The sequence below is a fragment of the Paraburkholderia phytofirmans PsJN genome, assembly GCF_000020125.1.
Classification (GTDB): Bacteria; Pseudomonadota; Gammaproteobacteria; order Burkholderiales; family Burkholderiaceae; genus Paraburkholderia; species Paraburkholderia phytofirmans.
Genome location: NC_010681.1, coordinates 2,479,645 through 2,500,920 on the forward strand (window position 1 = coordinate 2,479,645; position 21,276 = coordinate 2,500,920).

Genomic DNA, 21,276 nt, shown 5'->3' on the forward strand with positions numbered 1-21,276 from the left:
AAAGCGTATAAAGCGGGTGATGAACAGCATGGTTAAACTTCGGATTACGGTTCGGCGCTCGCTTAATATTCCGGCTGCCGTGCAATGAAACGTCGAATGGAAATAACAGACCTATGCGCGTACTCCTCGTAGAAGACGACGATCTGATCGGCTGCGGCATCGAAGCAGGACTGCGTCAGGCGGGCTTCACGGTCGACTGGGCGCGCGACGGCCACAAGGCGGGTCTCGCGCTCGACACCACCGCCTACGCGCTGGTGCTGCTCGATCTCGGCCTGCCCCGCGTATCGGGAATGGAGCTGCTGAAACGGCTGCGCGATTCAGGCAAGGACGTGCCGGTGCTGGTGCTGACCGCGCGCGGCACGGTGGTCGACCGTGTCGGCGGCCTCGAAGCGGGCGCCGACGACTATCTCGGCAAGCCCTTCGATCTGACCGAACTGATCGCCCGTTGCCGGGCCCTGTTGCGCCGCGCACAGGGCCGCAGCGTCGAGCAGATCCGCTATCAGGACCTGACCGTCAACCCGGCCGCGCAAACCGTCGAAGTGGGCACGACACGCGTGCCGCTCACTTCGCGCGAATGGGCGATCCTGTTGCAGTTGCTGACCAATCAGGGAATTCCCCAGTCGCGCTCGCGGCTCGAAGAAAGCCTGTATGGCTGGCAGGAAGAAATCGAGAGCAACGCAATCGAGGTGCACGTGTCCAATCTGCGCAAGAAACTCGGCGCCAAGCTGATCAAGACGGTGCGCAATATCGGCTACGTGGTGGAGAAAGAATGATGGGCGCCTCCATTCGCCGGCGTCTCGTGCTGCTGGTGCTGACCAGCATCGCGCTGGTCTGGGGCGTTGCGCTGGTGTCGAGTTATCGTCAGGCCACCCGCGAAGTCGCCGAATGGGAAGAGGCGCGCCTCGCGGAACTCGCGCAGATTCTCGCCCTGCTCGATCAGCCCAACCTGAGCACGCTCGCCAACGCGCGCATCGACGTGCGCGAGGAAGAAAAAGGCGGCGAGCCGGGCGCCAACGACCGCGACGACGACGACGCGCTGCCGCGCGACGCGCTATTCCAGGTGCGCGGCCCGAACGGCGCGGTGCTGGCGGGCAGTCCGCAACTGCACGAACTCAAGGCCTGGGATCTGCCGGTGCCGGCGGTGAGCGGCACGCAGGACATCACGCTCGGCGGCCAGATGTATCACTCGTTCACCTTGCGCGATACCGCGCTCGGCCACACGGTGCGCGTCTTCGAACCGGCCAATACGCGCAGCGATCTGGTGAGCGGCGTCGCGAGCCGCATCGCCCGTCCTACCCTGGTCGCGCTGCCGGTGCTGGCGGTGCTGGTGTGGTTCAGCATTGGCTGGAGTCTGGCGCCGCTCAGGCTGCTCTCGCGCGCCATCCGTGCGCGCGATGTGAACCGGCTGGAACCGGTCGACATCGGCCGCGCGCCGACCGAGGTGCGCCCGCTCGTCGATGCGATCAATCTGCTGCTGTCGCGTCTGCTGCATTCGCTGGAGCGCGAACGCGCGTTTACCGCCGATGCCGCCCATGAACTGAAAACGCCGCTGGCCGCGATCAAGGTGCAGGCGCAAGTCGCGCTGGCGGAAACGGAAACGGCGCGCCAGCGGCTGGCGATGGAGCGCGTGGTGCAAGGCGTCGACCGCAGCGCGCGGCTCGCGGAGCAATTGCTGCTGCTCGCGCGTCTGGACGTGCATGAAAAAATTTCAACCGCGCCGCTCAAGCCGGCAACGGTGGCCAAAGACGCGCTGCTCGCCAACGAGCGCAATGCGCAGCAGAAAGACATTCACGTGACGCTGCTCGGCGACCTGCGCGCCGAGATCGACGCGGAGCCGGTGCTGATCGGCATCCTGCTCGACAATCTGCTCGATAACGCGATCAAGTACGGACACGCCGGCGGCAGCATCGAAGTGGCGGTGCAGCACGCACAGGACCGCGTGCAGGTGACCGTGCGCGACGACGGCCCCGGTGTCGAGGCGGGCGACCTCGACCGTCTGACGAATCGTTTTTTTCGTGCGACCGGCAATCAGGCCACCGGCAGCGGGCTGGGTCTGTCGATCGTCGCGCGGATCGCGGAGCATTTCGGCGCGAGCCTGCATCTGGGTAAAGGCATCGGCGAGCGCGGGCTCGCGGTCGAAGTGTCGTTCCCGGCTTACGCGCAGGCGAGTTGAGGAGAATCCGCAAGCGGCCTCGCGACGGTGCGTCTCGATCGTGAGGGTGCGCTTTCTCGTATTAATGCGGCGCCCATGTGCCGCGAACCGTGGCGCCTTGGCGCCCATGCGCCGCGCGCCGTTCGTTCTCTAAGGCGCGCGCTCGAACGCGCGCTCCGGCGCGCGGTTCGACGACTCCGCGAACTGCCACGCAATCAGGCCGGGCACGAACATCACGAGATCGCGAATCCGGCGCGCGCCGGCCAGCGCGAGACAGGTGGAGGGATCGAGGCCCAGCGCGCCGCCGATCAGAATGAAGCCGCCCTCCTGCACGCCCAGACCGCCCGGCACGAAGAACGCAGCACTGCTGATCGCCTGGATCAGCGATTCGATCACCACCGCTTCCACGAGCGTGACCTGCACGCCGAGAAAGTGCAGCGCCAGCCAGATTTCCAGCGAGGTGAGAAAGCACTGCAGCGGTTGCCAGAAGAACAGATAGCGCAGCACCACGCCGCGCCGCCGCCAGATCAGCTTGATAGCCTGATCGATCTGCGCCGACTGCCCGACCAATGCGGCGAGCTTGCCGCTCGTCAGATGATTGAGCGCGCGCGTCATGCGCTCGAACGGACTCGCGTGCTGTACGAGCGCGAACAGCACCAGTAGCGGCGTGAGCACCACCACGCCCCACGCCAGTTGTCCGGCGAGCCGCAGCGTATCGGAATGCGCATGCGCGAACAGAAAGCCGATGCCGACCATGGTGAAGAGCAACTGGCTGATCACCGTGAGCTGCATATCCACGACAATGCTCCCCACCGCCGTGGACGGCCGCACGCCCCAACGCTTGAGCATGCGAAACGACACGAGCTCGCCGCCGATGCGCGCCACCGGCAGCATGCTATTCACCGATTCGCGCACCCACACGAGATGCAGCATATTGACGAGGCCGGGACGGTTCGCGCCGCGAATCAGCGAACGCCAGTCGCAGGCATTGGCGAGCATGGGCAGTACGTGCGCGAGCGCGGCCAGCAGCAGCCCCGCGCCGGCCGCGCGCAGCGCGCCGAGTACAGCACCGGGATTGTCATGCCAGACGAGCCAGAGCGACACCAGCAAGCCGGCTAACGCGGCGACGCGGCCGAGATGCTTCATCACGCGCGCACCTCGTACGCGCGCCCGACGCGCCTTGCCCTGCTTTTAACCGCTGCTTTAAAAACCCTGTGCATCATGGCCGTTCCGTACTGCCGTTCATTCGTCCTGTGCCGCCGACAACAGGCCGTCGCCGTCCACCTTGAAGCTGAAGCCTCGCCAGATCACGCGCGACGAACAGAAGCTCGCGACAAAAATCGCAAACGATACGATATCCCAGAACGGCAACAGCCACAGATCGCGATGCGCCTGTTTCAGCGCGCGATCGGACAGCAGTTTCAAGGCGAGCCGCGCCCCCATGGCGGCCAATGCGAGCGACCACGCCCACCATGCGCCTGCCGAAAAGACCACCGCGAGCAGCGCGAACGCGAACGGATGAACCAGCGCGGAGCCGAGATGGCCGAGCGGATCGATGCGGCGAATGGTGCGGCTCCAGCGCAGTTCATGCGCGATCAGTTGCGCCGCGCTCGATTCGACACACGCATGCGAGATCGTGAACGGCGGAATCACCACCTTCTCGCCGAGCAGGCGCACCGCCTCGCCGATCGCGTGGTCCTCGGCCAGATGCCGCACGAACGGTGTGAAGCCGCCGATCTTTTCGAGCGTATCGCGCCGCATCACGATGGTCTGCCCGAAGCACGGACGCGCGAGCCCGAGCGCGAGACCGGTCACGACACCCGGCAGGAACTGATAGTTGGTCGCTTTCGCCGACAGGCGCGGCCAGAAGCCCGGATCGGGCTGTCCGCGATACGCGCAGGTAACGAGCCCCACGCCCGGTTTCTGCAACTCGCCGATCACATTGCGCAGATAGTCCGCGCCGACGCTCACGTCGCTGTCGGCGAACACGAGCACGTCATGCCGCGCTTGCGGCAGCATGTTGAGGATATTGCTGATCTTGCGGTTCGGACCGTACAGGCGCGCGTCGGCCACCACGGTGATGTCCGCGTCCGGATAGAGACGGCGCAGGTCGTCGACGGTTTGCAGCGCGGGGTCGGCCGAGTCGTGCACGCCGAACAGGAATTGCACGGGGCCAGGATAATCCTGGCAGCAGAAGCTCGACAGATTGGCGAGCAACGCCCACTCGTTGCCGTGCAGCGGCTTGACGATCGTGACCGGTGGAAAGGCAGTCGGCTCGGACACCGCTCGCGCGAAGAACCGGCCGATCAACGCGCCGGCGAGCACGGTATAGCCCACACCGAAAACCGCCCCCGCCGCGCACGCATACCCGAGCGTGACGGCGAGCAGGTGCGCGGCGCTCACGCCTCGTGGGCGCGCAGGAAACGGAAGAATTCGACGCCTTCACGCAAGCGCCGTTTCATCATGTCCCAACTCGTCAACATCTCACGCAGGATTTCCCAGATCTTCGACGGGCGGAAATAGAAACGCTTGTAGAAGTTTTCGAGCTGATGGTAGATCTCGTCGCGCGACAGATGCGGATAGCCGATCGCGGCCAACTGCACGCCTTCCTTGCTTACGAGATTGATCACCTTGTTCTCTTCGAGCCAGCCGTTCTCGACGGCCTGGTTGTAGAGCGTCGTGCCCGGATACGGCGCGGCGAGCGACACCTGGATCGTGTGCGGATTGATCTCCTTGGCGTACTCGATCGTCTTCTGGATCGTGTCCTGCGTTTCGCCCGGCAAACCGAGAATGAAGGTGCCGTGAATCTTGATGCCCAGCGTGCGGCAATCGTTGCTGAAGCGGCGCGCGATGTCGGTGCGCAGCCCCTTCTTGATGTTCAGCAGGATCTGGTCGTCGCCGGATTCGTAGCCGACCAGCAGCAGGCGCAGGCCGTTCTCCTTCATGATCTTGAGCGTCGCGTACGGCACGTTCGCCTTGGCGTTGCACGACCACGTCACGCCGAGCTTGCCGAGACCGCGGGCGATTTCCTCGACGCGCGGCTTGAAGTCGGTGAAGGTGTCGTCGTCGAACATGATCTCCTTGACTTCAGGCATGTTGTCGCGAATCCACTTCACTTCCGCCAGCACGTTCTCGACCGAACGCGTGCGGTAGCGATGGCCGCCCACGGTTTGCGGCCACAGACAGAAGGTGCACTTCGAACGGCAGCCGCGGCCCGTGTAGATCGACACGTACGGATGCTTCAGATAGCCGATGAAGTAGTTGTCGATCTTCAGATCGCGCTTGTACACGGGCGCCACGAACGGCAATTCGTCCATGTTCTCGAGAATCGGGCGGGCTTCGTTGTGCTCGATCGAGCCGTCGCTGTTGCGGTAGCTGAGACCTTTGATTTGCGCGAACGGTTTGCCCTCTGCGACTTCCTGGCAGGTGAAGTCGAACTCCTCGCGGCACACGAAATCGATCGCCTCGCTCGCGGTCAGCGAATTGTGCGGATCGACCGCGACCTTCGCGCCGACCATGCCGATTACTATCGACGGCTTGCGTTTTTTCAGGTCTTCGGCGAACAGCGCGTCGGTGGGAAAGGACGGCGTGCTGGTGTGGATCACCACCAGCTCGTAGTGCTGTGCGATGTCGAGCGAGGCCTCGACCGACAGGCCGTCGGCGGGCGCGTCGAGCACGCGGCTATCGGGCACGAGTGCGGCGGGTTGCGCGAGCCACGTCGGATACCAGAACGAGCGGACTTCACGCTTGGCCTGATAGCGCGAACCCGCGCCACCATCGAAGCCGTCATACGACGGCGCCTGCAAGAACAGGGTTTTCATGGATGCTCCAGCAAGCCTTGAATCGGCGCTTTCAGTTCTCTGTCGACAAACTATCGGAACTATTGCCCGCCGGGAGACGGGCGATCGCGCAAATACTACGGAGCAAAGCTGAAGGAAACCTTAAGGAAAATTCGGGCGCTGACAATGACGGCGGCGCTGTTCCATGTGCCTCGAAACAGGCGGTGAAGTGGGTGCAGCAGAGAGGATCGAGCGGGTGGGATCCCGCTAGCGGCGCTTCATGTCACGCGTGTGAACGAGGCGCTTTTTTATGTGTGGATCGCACGCATTGATGGCCGGCCGCACGCGTTGCGCGCGCGAACCGGCCATGGCGTCAGACCGGCTTGATATCCGCCGCCTGCTTGCCCTTCGGCCCCTGCTTGATTTCAAAGCTGACCTTCTGGTTTTCCTGCAAGGACTTGAAACCTTCGGAGCGGATCTCCGAGAAGTGCGCGAACAGATCTTCGCCGCCGTCGTCGGGGGTGATGAAGCCGAAACCTTTCGCGTCGTTAAACCATTTCACTGTACCGGTTGGCATGTCGTTTCCTCTGTGCATCTGGGTTGATTGGGCTGCATTCGCCGAGCTTCGCCCGCCGCCGCGGGTGTGCGCCGGATTCTGCCTCCGCCGCTCGACTCTACGCTTCTTTGCGCGGCGCTGCTTCGCCCGGTTTTTCGCCGCCGCGACAGCCATGTCGCAAGCACCGTGCCTTGCGCCACGAGCTTGCAGCCCGCCGGTGCGATTCCGTCCAATCAGATAAACTGTTTGGTTATCGGCAGTCCATCCAGGGCCCGCGCAGATTCAGCCCGATGTTTCATGAGCGCGCGGCCTTGTCGTTTTCCCCTACACAGGAACCCCAGCATGGCAACCTCGAGCTATACCGATACCCGACTTCTGATTAACGGCGAGTGGTGCGACGCCGCCAGCGGCAAGACCCTCGACGTCATCAATCCTGCTACCGGCAAGGCCATCGGCAAAGTGGCGCACGCCGGCATCGCCGATCTGGACCGCGCGCTGGCCGCCGCGCAGCGCGGCTTCGAAGCCTGGCGCAAGGTGCCGGCCAACGAGCGCGCCACGACCATGCGCAAGGCCGCCGCGCTGGTGCGCGAACGTGCCTCGGACATCGGCCGCCTGATGACGCTGGAGCAAGGCAAGCCGTTCGCCGAAGCCCGCATCGAAGTGCTGGCGGCGGCCGACATCATCGAATGGTTCGCCGACGAAGGCCGCCGTGTCTACGGCCGCATCGTGCCGTCGCGCAACCTCGCGGCGCAGCAACTGGTGCTGAAGGAACCGATCGGCCCGGTCGCCGCCTTCACGCCGTGGAACTTCCCGGTCAACCAGGTCGTGCGCAAGCTGAGCGCCGCGCTCGCGTGCGGCTGCTCGTTCCTCGTCAAGGCGCCGGAAGAAACCCCGGCGTCGCCGGCGGCGCTCCTGCAGGCTTTCGTCGAAGCCGGCGTGCCAGCGGGCACGGTCGGCCTGGTGTTCGGCGACCCGGCTGAGATCTCGAGTTATCTGATTCCGCATCCGGTGATCCGCAAGGTCACGTTCACCGGCTCGACGCCGGTGGGCAAGCAACTGGCTGCACTGGCCGGCTCGCACATGAAGCGCGCGACGATGGAACTGGGCGGTCATGCGCCGGTGATCGTGGCCGAAGACGCCGACGTGGCGCTCGCCGTGAAGGCCGCGGGCGGCGCGAAGTTCCGCAATGCCGGCCAGGTCTGCATCTCGCCGACGCGTTTCCTCGTGCACAACAGCATCCGCGAAGAATTCGCCGCGGCGCTGGTCAAGCACGCTGAAGGCCTGAAGCTGGGCGACGGCCTCGCCGAAGGCACCACGCTCGGCCCGCTCGCCAACGCACGCCGTCTCACGGCAATGAGCAAGGTGCTCGACGACGCGCGCAAGACCGGCGCCAAGGTCGAAACCGGCGGCGAGCGCGTGGGCTCGGAAGGCAACTTCTTCGCGCCGACCGTGCTGACCAACGTGTCGCTCGAATCGGACGTGTTCAACAACGAGCCGTTCGGTCCGATCGCCGCGATCCGCGGCTTTGACAAGCTCGAGGAAGCGATCGCCGAAGCGAACCGTCTGCCGTTCGGCCTCGCGGGCTATGCGTTCACCAAGTCGTTCACCAACGTGCATCTGCTGTCGCAGCAACTGGAAGTCGGCATGCTGTGGATCAACCAGCCGGCTACGCCGTCGCCGGAAATGCCGTTCGGCGGCGTGAAGGATTCGGGCTACGGTTCGGAAGGCGGCCCGGAAGCGATGGAAGGCTATCTGGTCACCAAGGCGGTATCGGTGATGTCGGTTTAACACGGACAGAGGCGGCTTACCGGCCGCCTCTTTTTGCACCACCGTGCCGGGTCCGCGAGTCATCGATTCGCGGACCTTTTTTTGCCATGAACGATATCGACCGACGACTCATGCAACCCACGCTGACCGGCAAGACCGTGGAACTGCAGCCGCTTCAGCGGGAACACGCGCAAGGTTTACTCGACGCCGCCGCGGAAGGGCAATTGTGGAATATGAAGCTGACCGTGGTGCCTGGAGCCGGCACCGTCGACGGCTATATCGCGACGGCGCTCGAAGGCCGCGCGGCCGGCACCGTGATGCCGTTCGTGATCGTGCGCCGCGACACTGGCGCGCTGGTCGGCAGCACGCGGTTCTGGAAGATCGACCGCGTGAATCGCAAGCTCGAAATCGGCCACACATGGCTGGGCGAATCGGTGCAACGCTCGGCGGTAAATACCGAAGCGAAGTATCTGCTGCTGTGCCACGCGTTCGAAACCATGCAATGCGTGCGCGTCCAATTCACCACCGACGAACTCAACGAAAAATCGCGCGCGGCGATTCTGCGCATCGGCGCGAAACAGGAAGGCGTGGTTCGGCACGAACGCATCATGCCGGATGGCCGCAAGCGCAACTCGGTGCGCTTTAGCATCATCGATGAAGAATGGAGTGAAGTGAAGGCGATGCTCGAGGCGAAGCTGGCGCGATAAAACCGCCAGCGTGCGGCCCGCTTACGCCTTAAATACAAGCGCGCAAGCGAGCCGCCGTTACCCTGCCCTACACATGCACATCCCGTTCATTCAGCGGCGGCGCACTGCCTGCCGCGCCCGCCGCGAACTCCTCGCGTAACGCATCGCGCGCATGATGCCGGCGCACCCACATCGCCGTGAGGATCGGCACCAGAATCGCGGTCACGAGACACGCCGTCGCGACCATCGCGGTGGCGGCCGGCACCAGCGGCTTGAAGCTCGGAATCATCTCGCCGATGATCGCCGGATTCGCCACCGCGGCTCCCGCCGTCGACGAAGCCGCCAGCCCCGCCGCGCCATTGCCGCCGGCGATCCAGCGATCCGCGAAAATCAGCGGAATACCCGTCACGACGATCACGCCGAGACCCAGCACGATCCCCGGCAGGCCGCTTTTCACGATCACGCCGAGGTCGATGCCGTTACCGAGCGCAAAGCCGAAGAACGGAATCAGCGGATGCACGCAACGGCCGAAGAACTCGCGCAGCTCGCCGTCCAGATTACCCAGCGTGAAGCCGACCAGAAACGGCAGCACCGCGCCGACGAACAGACGCGGCTCGAAGAACGCCACACCGGTCGCGCCGAGAATGATCATGCTGACGAGCGGCCCCGATTCGACCGACATCAGCACGAACGCGCCCGCCTCCTCCTTGGTGCCGTATTGCTGCATCACGGCCGCGTAGAGGCCGCCGTTGGTCATGTCCATCGAGGTCGTGATCGCCAGCACGGAGAGGCCCGCGAACAGCCCGGCCTTGACGCCGTCGATTGGAATGAAGTGCGAGGCGACGATCGTCGCGATCCACGCCACGAGCATTTTCGTCACCAGCAGCGTGCCCGACTTGCGCAGCACCGTGCCGGTCGCCCGCAGATCGATGGTCGCGCCCATGCAGAAGAACCACACCGCCAGAATCGGCACGGTGCCGGAGATCAAGCCATTGGTGAACGAGCCGAAGTACTTGCCCGCGCCCGGCGCAAATGTGTGGACGCAGGCGCCGAGCAGCAACGGCACCAGCATCAGGCCGCCAGGAATGCGGTCGATGGCCTTCTTGAGCTTCATGCCTCCTCCATGGACTTCGCGTCCAGTTATTGGGTAATTCACCCTGGGTAATGTCCCGTTCTCGCGCCGGGCTGCTCCCTTTCGGCGCAATATAGCACCGTGAAAGGAACGCTGTTCCGTTTCGGTCGGAAATCTCGCTCATCGTTTACCCGTGTGCTCCTCAAAACCCTTGCCAGTCTTTACTTAGGGTGGCGATATTTTCGGACCACTGTTCCGAAACACTATTTCTGCGCTACAGTCGAGCCCACAACCCCAGCGGAGAAAGAACAATGGAAGTGAGACAGGCCATCAATAGCGACTACGCGAAGACGCTCGATACCGACGGGCTACGCAAGGCGTTTCTGGTCGATCAGGTGTTCGAGCGCGATGCGCTGAAGCTGACCTATAGCCATATCGACCGGATCATCGTCGGTGGCGTGATGCCGGTGGCGCGCGCGGTGGAGGTGCCCAGTTCGCTCGGCAAGTCGATCGGCGTGAGCTATCTGCTGGAGCGGCGCGAACTCGGCGCGATCAACATCGGCGGCGACGGCTGGGTCGACGTGGACGGCACGCGCCACACGGTGCGCAACGAAGAGGCGATCTACATCGGCCAAGGCACGCAAGCCATCGCCTTCGGCAGCGACGACGCCGCGCGTCCGGCGAAGTTTTACCTGAACTGCGCGCCCGCCCACACGTCGTATCCGACTCGCACGATCTCGCTCGCGCAAGCCTCGCCGCAAACGCTCGGCGACCCGGCCACGAGCAATCGCCGCACCATTTACAAGTTCATCGTTCCCGAAGTGCTGCCCACCTGCCAGCTTTCCATGGGCATGACGAAACTCGAACCGGGCAGCCTGTGGAACACCATGCCGTGCCATACGCACGAACGCCGCATGGAGGTGTATTTCTACTTCAACGTCGCCGACGACGCCGCCGTCTTTCACATGATGGGCGAGCCGAACGAGACGCGGCATATTCTCGTGCACAACGAGCAGGCGGTGATTTCGCCGAGCTGGTCGATTCACTCCGGCGTCGGCACGCGGGCGTACACGTTCATATGGGGCATGGTCGGCGAAAACCAGGTGTTCGGCGATATGGATCACATCGCAGTGCGGGATTTGCGTTGATGCGCAGCCCTTCTCACATCAGCAATCACGACCGCACGACATGGGCTTGAACATCGTGAATCCCTTTGATCTTTCCGGCCGCGTCGCGATCGTCACCGGCAGCAATACGGGCCTCGGCGCCGGCATGGCCGTCGCACTCGCCGCAGCGGGTTGCGACATCGTCGGCGTGAGCCGCGCCGACGCCGGCGACACCGCCGCGCGCGTCGAAGCATGCGGACGGCGCTTCGCGGACGTGCGCGCCGATCTCGGCTCGATTGCGCCGGTCGAGGACATCGTGCGCGCCGCGCTCGAAGCGTTCGGCCGCGTCGACGTGCTGGTGAATAACGCGGGCATCATCCGCCGCGAGAACGCGCTCGATTTCACCGAAGCCGACTGGGACGCCGTGGTGGACGTCAATCTGAAGAGCCTGTTCTTTCTCTCACGGGCCGCCGCGCGACAGTTCGTGAAGCAGAAAAGCGGCGGCAAGATCATCAACGTCGCGTCGATGCTGTCGTTCCAGGGCGGCATCCGCGTCGCGTCCTACACGGCGTCGAAAAGCGGTGTGCTGGGGCTCACGCGGCTGCTCGCGAACGAATGGGCCGCGCAAGGCATCAACGTCAATGCGATTGCGCCGGGCTACATGGCAACCGCGAACACGGCGGCGCTGCGCGACGACGCCCAGCGCAACGACGAGATTCTCAGCCGCATTCCGGCCGCCCGCTGGGGCACGCCGGACGATCTCGCGGGACCGGTGGTGTTCCTCGCGTCGCCGGCTTCGGACTACGTGCATGGGCATACACTGGCGGTAGACGGCGGCTGGCTCGCGCGCTGACTCGGCAGCAGGCGCCGGACGCGGTATGCTCTCGGCGCCTCGCCGGCGCATGCCGGCAAGCGCGGCATAGTCGCGACAAGCTCGCGGGCAGGTCGCGGGAACGGATAGACAGGGAACACGGAAATGGCATCGACAGGAAAACGGCGCAAGGACGACGGCGCCGCACAGGCGCAAGACGCGGAGAACGCCGACTGCGGCGAACGGGGCGAATCGGCCTCGTCCATTGGTCGCGTCTTCGCGATTCTCGGCGCGATCGGCGACAGCGGACAGATCGGCATCAGCGAACTGTCGCAACGGCTCGGCATGTCGAAGACCACCGTGCACCGCGTGATCCAGACGCTGAAGGCGCTCGGCTACGTGACGCAGGAAGTGGAAACCGAGCGCTACCGGTTGACCATCCGCCTGTTCGAACTCGGCGCGAAGGCGCTGGAAAGTGTCGATCTGGTGCGCGAGGCGGACGTGGAAATGCGCCGCATCGGCGAAGCGACGCGCGAGGCGGTGCACCTCGGCGCATTCGACGAAGACGCCATCATCTACATTCACAAGATCGATGCGGACTACGGGCTGCGCATGCAGTCGCGCATCGGCCGGCGCAATCCGTTGCATAGCACGGCGATCGGCAAGGTGTTGCTGGCGTGGATGGATCCGGCCGACGCGCGCGAAGTGCTCTCGCACGTGGAATTCCGCAAGTCGACGCAGAAGACGCTCTCCTCCGCCGAGGCCGTGCTGAACATTCTGCCGCACGTGCGCGAGCAAGGTTACGGCGAGGACAACGAGGAACAGGAAGAAGGCCTGCGGTGTCTCGCGGTGCCGGTGTTCGACCGCTTTGGCCGCGTCATCGCGGGCCTGTCGATTTCGTTTCCGACCATGCGCTGCGGCGCCGACACGAAGTCGCACTACGTCGCGCTGCTCAGGAAGTCGGGCCTCGCGATCTCGACGCGGCTCGGTTATCGCGAAACGACGGCGCCGGAACAGATCGCCGCCGAGCCGGGCTGAACGCCGGGCTGCTCGCTAGATCCTCAGGCCGTCAGGCCGCCTTCGCCGCCGGGTTGGGCTGCACGCTGCGCGTGAAACTGCGGCGGCCGTCCACACTCACCGGCACGTCGCCGTTCAACGTCACGCGGCGCACCACTCGGTGCGCGTCGCCGTAATCGTTGACGGCGTAGTGCTGGGTCGCGCGGTTGTCCCAGATCGCGACGTCGCCGGCCTGCCAGCGCCAGCGCACGATGTTCTCGTGACGCGTCACGTAGCCTTGCAGCAGTTCCAGTAGATGCGCCGACGCGCTCGGCGCGAGGCCCACGAAACTCTTCACGAAGTGCCCGAGAATCAGCGTCTTTTCGCCGGACTCGGGATGCACGCGCACGACCGGATGCTCGGTCTCGTAACGCGTCGACACGAACGCCTCGCGATGACGCCTGATCGCTTCGGCGTCGCGGCCGCGTTCGCCGACGCTGGTGTGATTCGCGTAGTCGTAGTCGTTGCTGTGCACGGCCCAGAGTTGATCGGCGAGCGCTTTGAGCGGCGGCGGCAGATCCTCGTACGCGGTGGCCGTGTTGGCCCACACCGTGTCGCCGCCTACTGCCGGAATCGTCACGCCGCGCAGGATCGACGCCTGCGGATAAGCATCGACGAAAGTCACGTCCGTGTGCCACGAATTAGCGCGGCCGCCGCGATGCGAGTCGAGTTCGAGCAGATAGTCCGTGCCGTCCACCACCGGCACCGTGGGATGCGAAACCGGCTCGCCGAGCAGCCTGGCGAAGGCTTCCTGATCGGCGTCCTGCAAGTGCGTCTGGCCGCGGAAAAAGATCACCTTGTGACGTATCAGAGCCGCGCGAATCGCTTCGACGGTGGCCGCTTCGAGTTGGCTCGACAGCCGTACGCCGCGAATTTCCGCGCCGATGCGGCCAGTGACGGGATGAATGTCCAGTGCGTTGGACGTCGCGAGACTCAGATTCGACATGCTATGCCACTCCTGGTGTGATGACGATCGGGAACGAGAGAGGCCGGCGTTGACCGGCACGAATGCGATTGACTGAGGCGGCTGACGGTCAGCCAATGCAGCGATCTAACCAGTCCCGGCGGCGTGCGTAAAACACTTGTTTCTCATGTGCTTATCACACGCGACGGCATAAGGATCGCGTGCCGATGCGATGACGCCGATATCGTCACGCCGCTGTCGTTCATGTTCGCTATCGACGCTCGCATATCGCGCGAACGCATGCGCCCGCGCGGTCAGCGCGATAAATCGGCCAGGAATGCAGATCGGCGCAGTTAGTCTGCAACCGAATGTATCCGCACGGCATAGCTGCAACGACACGCGCCACGGCGTGCGCGAAACGCTCGACCAATCCGTCTTTTACACAATGCGTTCAATGGCTTGCACATGCGGCCGCTCGCCTCACCCCTCTCCTCGCTGCACATTCAAGCACGCTATTCACACGACGCACGCGTTGCCCGCATACGTCGCAATCGACACGTCCTGTTACACACAAACACACCGGAAATACCGCGGCTCAGTAGAGTTCGGGTCACAGAGAAACAGGAGCAATGTCATGAAAAGAATTTTCGCGCTGGTCATTCTGGCCGTCACGCTCGGCAGTGCCTTGGGCGGTTGCATCGTGGTTCCGGAAGGCGGCTACCACAATCACTATCACGATCGCTATTGAACGCGAGTCGCGCAGGACTTTCCACTCACCCTCGTAGAAGCCGGAAATAAAACATGAAGCAATCACAAAACCGCTGGCTGTCCATGGCGATCGTCGCGGGTCTCGGAATCGGCGCATCGTCGGTCGCGCTGGCCCACGTCGATGTGGGCGTGAACATCGGCGTTCCGGGCGTCGTTTATGCGCCCGAACCCGTGTACGCTCCGCCGCCCCCGCCGGTCTATGCGCCGGCTCCGCCGGTGGTCGTCGTGAGTCCCGGCTGGTACGGCGAGCGCTATTACGACGGCAACCGCTATTGGGAACGGCGCGAGTGGGAAGAGCGTCATCACGGCGGACGCGAATGGCACGAAGCGCGTGGTCCGCACGGCGACTGGCGCGGTCACGACAACGGCTGGCATGGTCATGGCGACGATCGCGATCACGGCCACGGCCACGGCGATCATTGATGCGTAGGCCGCGGCCGCGTCGACGACGCGGCTGTGCCGCACACGCATTCGCGCCACACGTTCTGCAGGAGCGACGATTTGCTACGCAGCGATCCGAGACGAGTCACCGCGCACATCAACGACACGCTGATCAGCGCCGAATACAGCGAGCAGACCGGTCAATTGTGTTTGCGTCAGGACGGCGCACTGTTGCGCGAATGGTTTCCACCGCACTCGTGGATCGCGATTGCGTCAGTGGCGGGCGCGCGGCATTGGGGCACGCGGCCTAGCGATGATGATTTGCTGGCGCTGCTGCACAACGAGATGACACTATTGCGCACGCCATAGAAGAAGAGAGTCAGTCTCGCGCGCGGTGACAGGCTCGCCGCGCGCTTCGTGAAATGCTTAACGCACGTTGCGGATCGGCGGCGAGTACGAGCTGACCGTCGTATCGCTACCTTGACCTGCCTGCCACGTGCCGACGCTGGCCGAACCGTATCCACTGTTATTGGCCTGAGCGGAATCCTGACGGCCCGCAGCTTGCGTTTGCGCGCCTTGCGATGCGGGATCATTGGACGACTGAGCGAACGAGGCTACCGGCGCGGCGAGAACAACGGCGATAGCAACGGCTTGAATGAGCGACTTCATGAAACCACCTCCAGAGATTGTCTTTCTACGCGCTGCGGCAAGGGCTGTCGTTGCAGCGGTAAAAAGAGTGTAGGCGGCAAGCGCGGCGGGATAAATCCGCCAATCCTGAATTCACTGTTGCTGCTGCCACTACAATGAAAAACGGCTGTTCAGCGAGTGCTTTTTAAATTTCATTTGCTCGGAATTTGCCGTTCTTCTTGCTGCAGTGGAGAGACTGTTCTGCATTACGCGCATAGTTGCGTAGTGCGGCGCGACGCCGGGAGCGCCGGCGCGCGGATCCGGTTGCCAGGTCACGATCCGTGCGCACCATACCGTTAGCGTGGGTAATTCACGGCGTTTGTAGCGTGCCGTCTTTCAGGCGGGTTTGCGTCCACGTCGTCACGCTATTTTCGCAGGGATATTTCGCGGCCTCCGCTTCGTCGATATCGACGCCAAGGCCCGGCTTGTCGTTGGCGTACACGTAACCCTGCCTGAACTCGGGCAGGCCGGGGAAGACATCGAGTAACGCTGCTCTCGGCCCCTTCAGGTCCTGGATCACGAAATTCGGCGGCTCGGTTCCCGACCATTCCTGCACGCCGAAATTGCGCGCGGCCAGATCGATATGAATATTCGCGGCATGCGCCAACGGCGACATGTCGCCGGGGCCGTGCCATGCGGTTCGAACGCCGAATTGCTCGGCAAAGATCTGCAGCTTGCGTGCCGCGGTAATCCCGCCGATCTGGCTGAGATGCACGCGAATGAAGTCGATCAGACGTTCGGTAATCAGGAAGCGCCATTCGTACGGGTTGTTGAACAGTTCGCCCTGCGCCAGCGGCGTGGTCGTTTTGGCGCGCAGCTGACGCATCCATTCCCCCTCCTCCAGCGCGATCGCGTCTTCGAGAAAGAACAGCTCGTACCGCTCCAGTTCGCACGCAAAGCGGATCGCTTCGACCGGCTTCAAACGTTCATGCACGTCGTGACACAGCGCGACGTCGAAACCGATCTTGCTGCGAATGCCGTCGAACAGTTTGAGCGTGTCGCGCATGTACTTCCGGCTGTCGAGATACACGCCGTCCGCCGAGCCATGCGGCGCGCTCGCCGGCGCCTTGCCGAAACCACCGCCGCCATAGCCGCCGCTCTGGCAGCGTATGTGCGTGATGCCCTGCTCGCGATATTTCTGAATGTTCTCGCACAACTCGTTCAGATCGCGGCCATCCGCGTGGCGATAGATCGGCACGCCTTCACGGCACTTGCCGCCGAACAGCTGGTAGAGCGGCATGTTCGCCAGTTTGCCCTTGATGTCCCACAGCGCCATGTCGACACCGGAGATCGCATTGTTCTCGATCGGTCCGTTGCGCCAGTACGCGTTCTGATGCATCAGTTGCCAGAGCTCCTCGATCGCGTCCGCATCGCGCCCGATCAGCAGCGGTCGCAGATATTCCTCGATCAGACACTGCACCGCCACATGCCGGTAAGCGAACGTCGAGCATCCCAGACCATACAGACCGGGCTGGTTTGTCTCCACCTTGACGACAATCAGGTTGATGCCTTCCGGCGCGGTCAGGATGACTTTTACATCGGTAATCAGGGTTGCCATGCTCTATCTGCCAGGTTTCAGCCAATGAATTCGATCGACTAGTGTTGCGTGCGATGCAGCGGCAGCGCTGCTCCGCGTTTCGCATGTTCGTCGGAATTCGCCGGCACGGTGATCATGAGGATCACGGACGACAGCAAGCCGCCCGCCATGAAAATATAAGAAGCCGCCGGGCTGCCGGTCACGCCGTTCAGGTACCCCACCACCCATGAACCGGCGAACGCACCGAGCGCGCCGCACGCGTTGATCAGACCGATCGCGCCGCCCAGCACGTTGCCGGGAATCAACTCCGGCACCAGCGCGAAGAACGGCCCGTAGGGTGCGTACATCGTTGCGCCCGCGACGACCAGCAGCGCGAAGGAGATCCAGAAATGCGAGCCGCCGATCAGGTAAGACGCCACGAACGCAATCGTGCCCACCAGCAGCAGCGGCCAGACGAACAGCTTGCGGTTACGCGTCTTATCCGAGAGCCACGACGCGAGCAGCATCAGGATGATCGCCGCGAGATACGGAACGGCGGCGAGCCAGCCGACGGAGACGATGTCGATCGTCGAGGCCGCCTTGAGGATCGACGGCAGCCACATGATGAAGCCGTACACGCCGATACTCCACAACGCGTGAATCGCGCAGAACTTCAATACGATCGACGAGCGGAACGCCGCCTTGTAGTCACGCACCGGTGCGATATGCGCCTGTTCGGCTTTCAGGCGCGCGTCGAGCTCGGTCTTTTCGGCGGCGCTCATCCACGGCGCGTCGGCCGGGCGATCTTTCACCGTGAACCACCACACGACCGCCCAGATGAGCGCCGGCGCGCCTTCGAAAACAAACATTTCACGCCAGCCGAAGCTGCGCACCAGATAGCCCGACACCACCGACATCCACAATACCGTCACGGGATTGCCGAGAATCAGGAAGGTATTCGCGCGTGAGCGTTCGCTGCGGGTGAACCAGCGGCTGATGTACATTAGCATCGACGGCATCACGGCCGCCTCCACCACACCGAGCACGAAGCGCAGCATCATCAGCATCGGAATGTTGCTGACCATGCCAGTGGCCGCCGCGCACAGCCCCCAGAGAATCAGGCTGAAAAAGATCAGCTTCTTCACGCTATTGCGCTGCGCGTAAATCGCGCCGGGCACCTGAAACAGGCAGTAACCGAGAAAGAACAGCGAACCGATCAGCGACGACGTGCCGTGCGTGATGCCGAGATCGCGATCGATGCCCGCTGCGGCGGCAAAGCCGTAGTTCGCGCGGTCGAGATACGCGAGACTATAGGTGATGAAGATGATGGGCATCAGATACCACCATCTTTGGGGTGCTACGGGTTTGACGCTTTCCATGATGTCTCCGGATCGGTACGGCTTACTAACTATTTAGCGCGGGCGGGGTTTTTGTTGTGCTCTACCCGTGCGGATCTGTCTTTACAATACGGCCAGCCAGCCGCCGTCCACGTAAATGATCTGGCCGTTCACATAGCTCGAAGCCGGCGACGCCAGGTACACCGCCGTGCCGACCAGTTCTTCAGGCCTGCCCCAGCGTTGCGAAGGATTGCTGTTCTTGACCCACGCATCGAACGCGGCGTTTTCGATCAGCGGCTTGTTCATGTCGGTCAGGATGTAGCCCGGACCGATCGCATTGGCCTGAATGTTCGCGCCCGCCCACTCGGCGCTCATGGCGCGGGTCAGCATCTTGATGCCGCCTTTCGCCGCCGTATAGGCGCCGACCGTCGCGCGCCCGGCCTCGCTCGTCAGCGATCCGATGTTGATGATCTTGCCGCCCGTGCCGCGTGCGATCATGCGGCGCGCGGCCTCTTTCGCGACAATGAATGCGCTCGTGAGGTTGGTGTCGATCACGCGTTGCCAGTCGCGCAGTTCGAGGTCGACGAGCGGTTTGCGAAACTGGATGCCGGCATTGTTGATCACGATGTCGACCTGCACGCCGTCCTTGTCCCATTGCGCGAAGGCTTCGGCGACGGCGGCTTCGTCGGTGACGTCGAACGCGCGGCCTTGAGCGTTCAAATCCTTGGCGCGCAGCCGCTCGACGGCTTCAGCCACCGTGTCGGCGCGTGTGCCGTTCAGGATCACACCGGCGCCGGCGGCAGCGAGGCCTTCCGCGAACGCGAAGCCGATGCCGCGCGCCGAGCCGGTAATGAGCGCCGTGCGGCCGCTCAGATCGAATAACTGTGTCATGCACGTGTCCTCTCGATGTTCGACAACAAGGCGCGAGTGCGCCCCTCGCGTGCCGTTATGACAATCGCGATAAATGAGTTGAGGATGCAACGCCGCTGCTTCTGGACGGTTCGTCTAAGGGGCCGGTCCGTGCGGTCGCGTTGCGTGGTCCAGGCGCTTCGTCAAACAGGCTTCTCGCGAGCGCTGCGATCGAGCGCGGCACGGTCCTCGAAGTCCTGCTCGGCGCGCTGGATCAGCGTCAGCACGGCCTGCTCCGCGGCCACGGGGTCGCCCTGCTCGATCGCGACGCACAGCGCCTCGTGCATGGGCAGCGAACGAGCCGGGCCGCCCTCGATCTCCGAGCTGAGTTCGAAGCTGGTGCGCAGGATCGCCGACAGCGCGTTCTGCATCTGCTGGACAAACTGGTTGTGGCAGGCCGTGAGAATGGCGCCGTGAAACGCCAGGTCGGCGGGAACATATTCGCCATGCCCGGCGACCGCGCGCTCCATCAGTTTGAACGCGCGCCGGACCGCGACGCGGTCTTCCGCCGTCGCGCGCTTCGCGGCGAGCCGCGCCGCGTTCGGCTCGATGATCAGGCGCAACTCCATCAGATCTTCAATGAGGCCGGGCTCCACAGCGCCCGCGCGAGCCCGCCACGTGATCACGTCCGGGTCGAACAACTGCCATTGCGAACGCGGCAGCACGACCGTGCCGTAGCGGCGGCGCACCTGAAGCATGCCCTTGGCGGACAGCGACTTCATCGTCTCGCGGATGGTGATGCGGCTCACCTGCATCTGCTCGGCAAGCACGGGCTCGGCGGGAAGAATGTCGCCGGGCATGAACTTGCCTGAACAGATCTGCTCGCCCATCTGATTCAGGACCTGCCTGTGCAAAGTCGCCAAAATACACTCTCTAGGTCATACGTATGATGTAGAAAGATAGGCGTAGGAGCTTGGCTTGGCAATCCGGGTTGACCCGGAGGCCAGCGGGAATGGAGAGAAACGAACCAGGGAGGCGGCCGGGACGGGCTTCCGGCGGCAATGACTAGACTATCCCGCGATCCAGCAAGCCGCCGAAGGCATGCGGCTGGACAATTCTGTGCGTGCGCCCGGCTTCAAGGGGATTGGATGCTAGTGGCTGGCCGGCGAACCTCGCGCCACGATTCGCCGTCGAAAAAGCCGTTTACGAAGCGACCGCCACGGAAAACGCCGGCCTCGCCTTGATCGCTCGAAGCCACCGATCCACCGAAGGCAACGCCTGCGGCGCCCCCAACGTGTCCGGGAACCGCTCAGCCAGTTGCACCCAGCGATGCGCCGCGAGGCCGACGCCGATATCGGCCACGGTGAAGCGATCCTGCGCGAGGTAGTCGTGTTTTTCGAGGATCGCGTCGGCGATGCCCAGAAGCCGCGTTGCTTCACGATATGAACGCTCGATGGCGTCGTAATCGCGTTGCGCCTCCGGCACGCGCGTGAGCCCCAGAAACGTGACGCGCAGCGTCGCCCACAGCGTGCCGAGTTGCCAGTCCATCCAGCGCTCGACGTCGGCACGGGCAGCCGGTTCGGATGGCAAGAGCGTCTGCGCGCCATATTTCGCGGCCAGATAACGGACGATCGTATTCGACTCCCACAACCCACTCTCGCCGTCGACGAGCGTCGGCACCAGGCCATTCGGATTGCGTGCACGATATTCCGGCGTGTCGATCACGCCGTACTCCAGTCCCGCGTCGATCCGCGAAAACTCCCGGCCTTCTTCGAAACCCAGTTCAGCGAGACACCACAGCACTTTCTGCACATTGATCGAATTGCGTCTGCCATAGACCTGCATTGCC

At 63.6% G+C, this 21,276-nt stretch carries 21 protein-coding genes; 9 read left to right on the forward strand and 12 right to left on the reverse strand.

Going from position 1 to position 21,276, the window contains the following annotated elements; translation table 11 throughout:
- The first annotated feature begins 113 nt into the window (after nt 1–113).
- Both BPHYT_RS10895 and BPHYT_RS10900 read left to right on the forward strand, forming a co-directional pair.
- Nucleotides 114–773 carry a response regulator transcription factor gene (locus BPHYT_RS10895; RefSeq protein WP_012433196.1) on the forward strand — a complete coding sequence of 220 codons (660 nt, stop codon included), beginning with the start codon at nt 114–116 and terminating at the stop codon, nt 771–773.
- Entirely contained in the window at nt 770–2,173 is a 1,404-nt protein-coding gene (locus tag BPHYT_RS10900) for an ATP-binding protein (RefSeq protein WP_012433197.1), read from the forward strand. The genes BPHYT_RS10895 and BPHYT_RS10900 overlap by 4 nt, the downstream gene beginning before the upstream one ends.
- 129 nt (nt 2,174–2,302) lie before the next feature.
- Here BPHYT_RS10900 and BPHYT_RS10905 read toward each other — a convergent pair whose 3' ends face one another.
- The 4 genes from BPHYT_RS10905 to BPHYT_RS10920 form a co-directional block, all read right to left on the reverse strand.
- Nucleotides 2,303–3,298 (reverse strand): lysylphosphatidylglycerol synthase domain-containing protein, encoded by a 996-nt coding sequence (locus BPHYT_RS10905; protein ID WP_012433198.1) that lies wholly within the window; start codon nt 3,296–3,298, stop codon nt 2,303–2,305.
- 96 nt (nt 3,299–3,394) lie between these two features.
- Entirely contained in the window at nt 3,395–4,555 is a 1,161-nt protein-coding gene (gene hpnI, locus BPHYT_RS10910) for a bacteriohopanetetrol glucosamine biosynthesis glycosyltransferase HpnI (protein WP_012433199.1), read from the reverse strand.
- Nucleotides 4,552–5,973: a hopanoid biosynthesis associated radical SAM protein HpnJ gene (hpnJ, locus tag BPHYT_RS10915; RefSeq protein WP_012433200.1), complete on the reverse strand. Its 1,422-nt coding sequence runs from the start codon at nt 5,971–5,973 to the stop codon at nt 4,552–4,554. Before hpnJ ends, hpnI begins: the two co-directional genes overlap by 4 nt.
- Before the next feature lie 331 nt (nt 5,974–6,304).
- Nucleotides 6,305–6,508, reverse strand: a complete 204-nt coding sequence (locus tag BPHYT_RS10920; RefSeq protein ID WP_007181784.1) for a cold-shock protein — start codon at nt 6,506–6,508, stop codon at nt 6,305–6,307.
- A 321-nt stretch (nt 6,509–6,829) separates the two neighbouring features.
- On the opposite strand from BPHYT_RS10920, the gene BPHYT_RS10925 reads away from it, so the two are divergent.
- Together BPHYT_RS10925 and BPHYT_RS10930 are read left to right on the forward strand one after the other, a co-directional pair.
- Complete coding sequence (locus BPHYT_RS10925) at nt 6,830–8,275, forward strand: NAD-dependent succinate-semialdehyde dehydrogenase (protein ID WP_012433201.1); 1,446 nt, start codon at nt 6,830–6,832, stop codon at nt 8,273–8,275.
- Between the two features lie 86 nt (nt 8,276–8,361).
- Nucleotides 8,362–8,961: a GNAT family N-acetyltransferase gene (locus tag BPHYT_RS10930; RefSeq protein ID WP_012433202.1), complete on the forward strand. Its 600-nt coding sequence runs from the start codon at nt 8,362–8,364 to the stop codon at nt 8,959–8,961.
- Nucleotides 8,962–9,028: 67 nt separating this feature from the next.
- Here BPHYT_RS10930 and kdgT read toward each other — a convergent pair whose 3' ends face one another.
- A complete protein-coding gene (gene kdgT, locus BPHYT_RS10935; RefSeq protein ID WP_012433203.1) occupies nt 9,029–10,054 on the reverse strand; it encodes a 2-keto-3-deoxygluconate transporter in 1,026 nt (341 codons plus the stop codon).
- 269 nt (nt 10,055–10,323) lie between these two features.
- Here kdgT and kduI point away from each other — a divergent pair, with 269 nt between their 5' ends.
- The 3 genes from kduI to kdgR all read left to right on the forward strand — a co-directional run bounded on the left by kduI (nt 10,324) and on the right by kdgR (nt 12,967).
- Nucleotides 10,324–11,160: a 5-dehydro-4-deoxy-D-glucuronate isomerase gene (gene kduI, locus BPHYT_RS10940; RefSeq protein WP_012433204.1), complete on the forward strand. Its 837-nt coding sequence runs from the start codon at nt 10,324–10,326 to the stop codon at nt 11,158–11,160.
- Nucleotides 11,161–11,200: 40 nt separating this feature from the next.
- Nucleotides 11,201–11,971, forward strand: coding sequence for a 2-dehydro-3-deoxy-D-gluconate 5-dehydrogenase KduD (gene kduD / locus BPHYT_RS10945; protein ID WP_012433205.1), 771 nt, complete (start codon nt 11,201–11,203; stop codon nt 11,969–11,971).
- Between the two features lie 123 nt (nt 11,972–12,094).
- A complete protein-coding gene (gene kdgR, locus BPHYT_RS10950; protein ID WP_012433206.1) occupies nt 12,095–12,967 on the forward strand; it encodes a DNA-binding transcriptional regulator KdgR in 873 nt (290 codons plus the stop codon).
- A gap of 31 nt (nt 12,968–12,998) precedes the next feature.
- On the opposite strand, the gene BPHYT_RS10955 is transcribed toward kdgR, so the two are convergent.
- The gene (locus tag BPHYT_RS10955; RefSeq protein WP_012433207.1) at nt 12,999–13,931 is read right to left on the reverse strand and encodes a TauD/TfdA dioxygenase family protein; all 933 of its coding nucleotides are present in this window, start codon (nt 13,929–13,931) and stop codon (nt 12,999–13,001) included.
- 759 nt (nt 13,932–14,690) lie between these two features.
- Between BPHYT_RS10955 and BPHYT_RS10965 the strand changes: the two genes are divergently transcribed.
- Nucleotides 14,691–15,080, forward strand: a complete 390-nt coding sequence (locus BPHYT_RS10965) for a hypothetical protein (RefSeq protein ID WP_012433209.1) — start codon at nt 14,691–14,693, stop codon at nt 15,078–15,080.
- 78 nt (nt 15,081–15,158) lie between these two features.
- Nucleotides 15,159–15,407 (forward strand): hypothetical protein, encoded by a 249-nt coding sequence (locus BPHYT_RS10970; RefSeq protein ID WP_012433210.1) that lies wholly within the window; start codon nt 15,159–15,161, stop codon nt 15,405–15,407.
- A 57-nt stretch (nt 15,408–15,464) separates the two neighbouring features.
- Here the strand turns inward: BPHYT_RS10970 and BPHYT_RS10975 are convergent, their stop codons facing one another.
- The 6 genes from BPHYT_RS10975 to BPHYT_RS11000 all read right to left on the reverse strand — a co-directional run bounded on the left by BPHYT_RS10975 (nt 15,465) and on the right by BPHYT_RS11000 (nt 21,272).
- Nucleotides 15,465–15,707, reverse strand: coding sequence for a hypothetical protein (locus BPHYT_RS10975; RefSeq protein WP_012433211.1), 243 nt, complete (start codon nt 15,705–15,707; stop codon nt 15,465–15,467).
- 328 nt (nt 15,708–16,035) lie between these two features.
- Nucleotides 16,036–17,283, reverse strand: coding sequence for an enolase C-terminal domain-like protein (locus tag BPHYT_RS10980; protein ID WP_012433212.1), 1,248 nt, complete (start codon nt 17,281–17,283; stop codon nt 16,036–16,038).
- Between the two features lie 38 nt (nt 17,284–17,321).
- Nucleotides 17,322–18,620: an MFS transporter gene (locus BPHYT_RS10985; protein WP_012433213.1), complete on the reverse strand. Its 1,299-nt coding sequence runs from the start codon at nt 18,618–18,620 to the stop codon at nt 17,322–17,324.
- 81 nt (nt 18,621–18,701) lie between these two features.
- Nucleotides 18,702–19,469: an SDR family oxidoreductase gene (locus BPHYT_RS10990; RefSeq protein WP_012433214.1), complete on the reverse strand. Its 768-nt coding sequence runs from the start codon at nt 19,467–19,469 to the stop codon at nt 18,702–18,704.
- A gap of 161 nt (nt 19,470–19,630) precedes the next feature.
- Nucleotides 19,631–20,350, reverse strand: coding sequence for a FadR/GntR family transcriptional regulator (locus BPHYT_RS10995; RefSeq protein ID WP_012433215.1), 720 nt, complete (start codon nt 20,348–20,350; stop codon nt 19,631–19,633).
- A gap of 280 nt (nt 20,351–20,630) precedes the next feature.
- A complete protein-coding gene (locus tag BPHYT_RS11000) occupies nt 20,631–21,272 on the reverse strand; it encodes a glutathione S-transferase family protein (protein WP_012433216.1) in 642 nt (213 codons plus the stop codon).
- Nucleotides 21,273–21,276: the final 4 nt, after the last annotated feature.

Bases quoted from the DNA above. Each gene is read 5' to 3' on its own strand.
- BPHYT_RS10895 (WP_012433196.1), top strand. From the start codon at position 114: ATGCGCGTACTCCTCGTAGAAGACGACGATCTGATCGGCTGCGGCATC.
- BPHYT_RS10900 (WP_012433197.1), top strand. From the start codon at position 770: ATGATGGGCGCCTCCATTCGCCGGCGTCTCGTGCTGCTGGTGCTGACC.
- BPHYT_RS10905 (WP_012433198.1), bottom strand. From the start codon at position 3,298: ATGAAGCATCTCGGCCGCGTCGCCGCGTTAGCCGGCTTGCTGGTGTCG.
- hpnJ (WP_012433200.1), bottom strand. From the start codon at position 5,973: ATGAAAACCCTGTTCTTGCAGGCGCCGTCGTATGACGGCTTCGATGGT.
- BPHYT_RS10920 (WP_007181784.1), bottom strand. From the start codon at position 6,508: ATGCCAACCGGTACAGTGAAATGGTTTAACGACGCGAAAGGTTTCGGC.
- BPHYT_RS10925 (WP_012433201.1), top strand. From the start codon at position 6,830: ATGGCAACCTCGAGCTATACCGATACCCGACTTCTGATTAACGGCGAG.
- BPHYT_RS10930 (WP_012433202.1), top strand. From the start codon at position 8,362: ATGAACGATATCGACCGACGACTCATGCAACCCACGCTGACCGGCAAG.
- kdgT (WP_012433203.1), bottom strand. From the start codon at position 10,054: ATGAAGCTCAAGAAGGCCATCGACCGCATTCCTGGCGGCCTGATGCTG.
- kduI (WP_012433204.1), top strand. From the start codon at position 10,324: ATGGAAGTGAGACAGGCCATCAATAGCGACTACGCGAAGACGCTCGAT.
- kduD (WP_012433205.1), top strand. From the start codon at position 11,201: ATGGGCTTGAACATCGTGAATCCCTTTGATCTTTCCGGCCGCGTCGCG.
- kdgR (WP_012433206.1), top strand. From the start codon at position 12,095: ATGGCATCGACAGGAAAACGGCGCAAGGACGACGGCGCCGCACAGGCG.
- BPHYT_RS10955 (WP_012433207.1), bottom strand. From the start codon at position 13,931: ATGTCGAATCTGAGTCTCGCGACGTCCAACGCACTGGACATTCATCCC.
- BPHYT_RS10965 (WP_012433209.1), top strand. From the start codon at position 14,691: ATGAAGCAATCACAAAACCGCTGGCTGTCCATGGCGATCGTCGCGGGT.
- BPHYT_RS10975 (WP_012433211.1), bottom strand. From the start codon at position 15,707: ATGAAGTCGCTCATTCAAGCCGTTGCTATCGCCGTTGTTCTCGCCGCG.
- BPHYT_RS10980 (WP_012433212.1), bottom strand. From the start codon at position 17,283: ATGGCAACCCTGATTACCGATGTAAAAGTCATCCTGACCGCGCCGGAA.
- BPHYT_RS10985 (WP_012433213.1), bottom strand. From the start codon at position 18,620: ATGGAAAGCGTCAAACCCGTAGCACCCCAAAGATGGTGGTATCTGATG.
- BPHYT_RS10990 (WP_012433214.1), bottom strand. From the start codon at position 19,469: ATGACACAGTTATTCGATCTGAGCGGCCGCACGGCGCTCATTACCGGC.
- BPHYT_RS11000 (WP_012433216.1), bottom strand. From the start codon at position 21,272: ATGCAGGTCTATGGCAGACGCAATTCGATCAATGTGCAGAAAGTGCTG.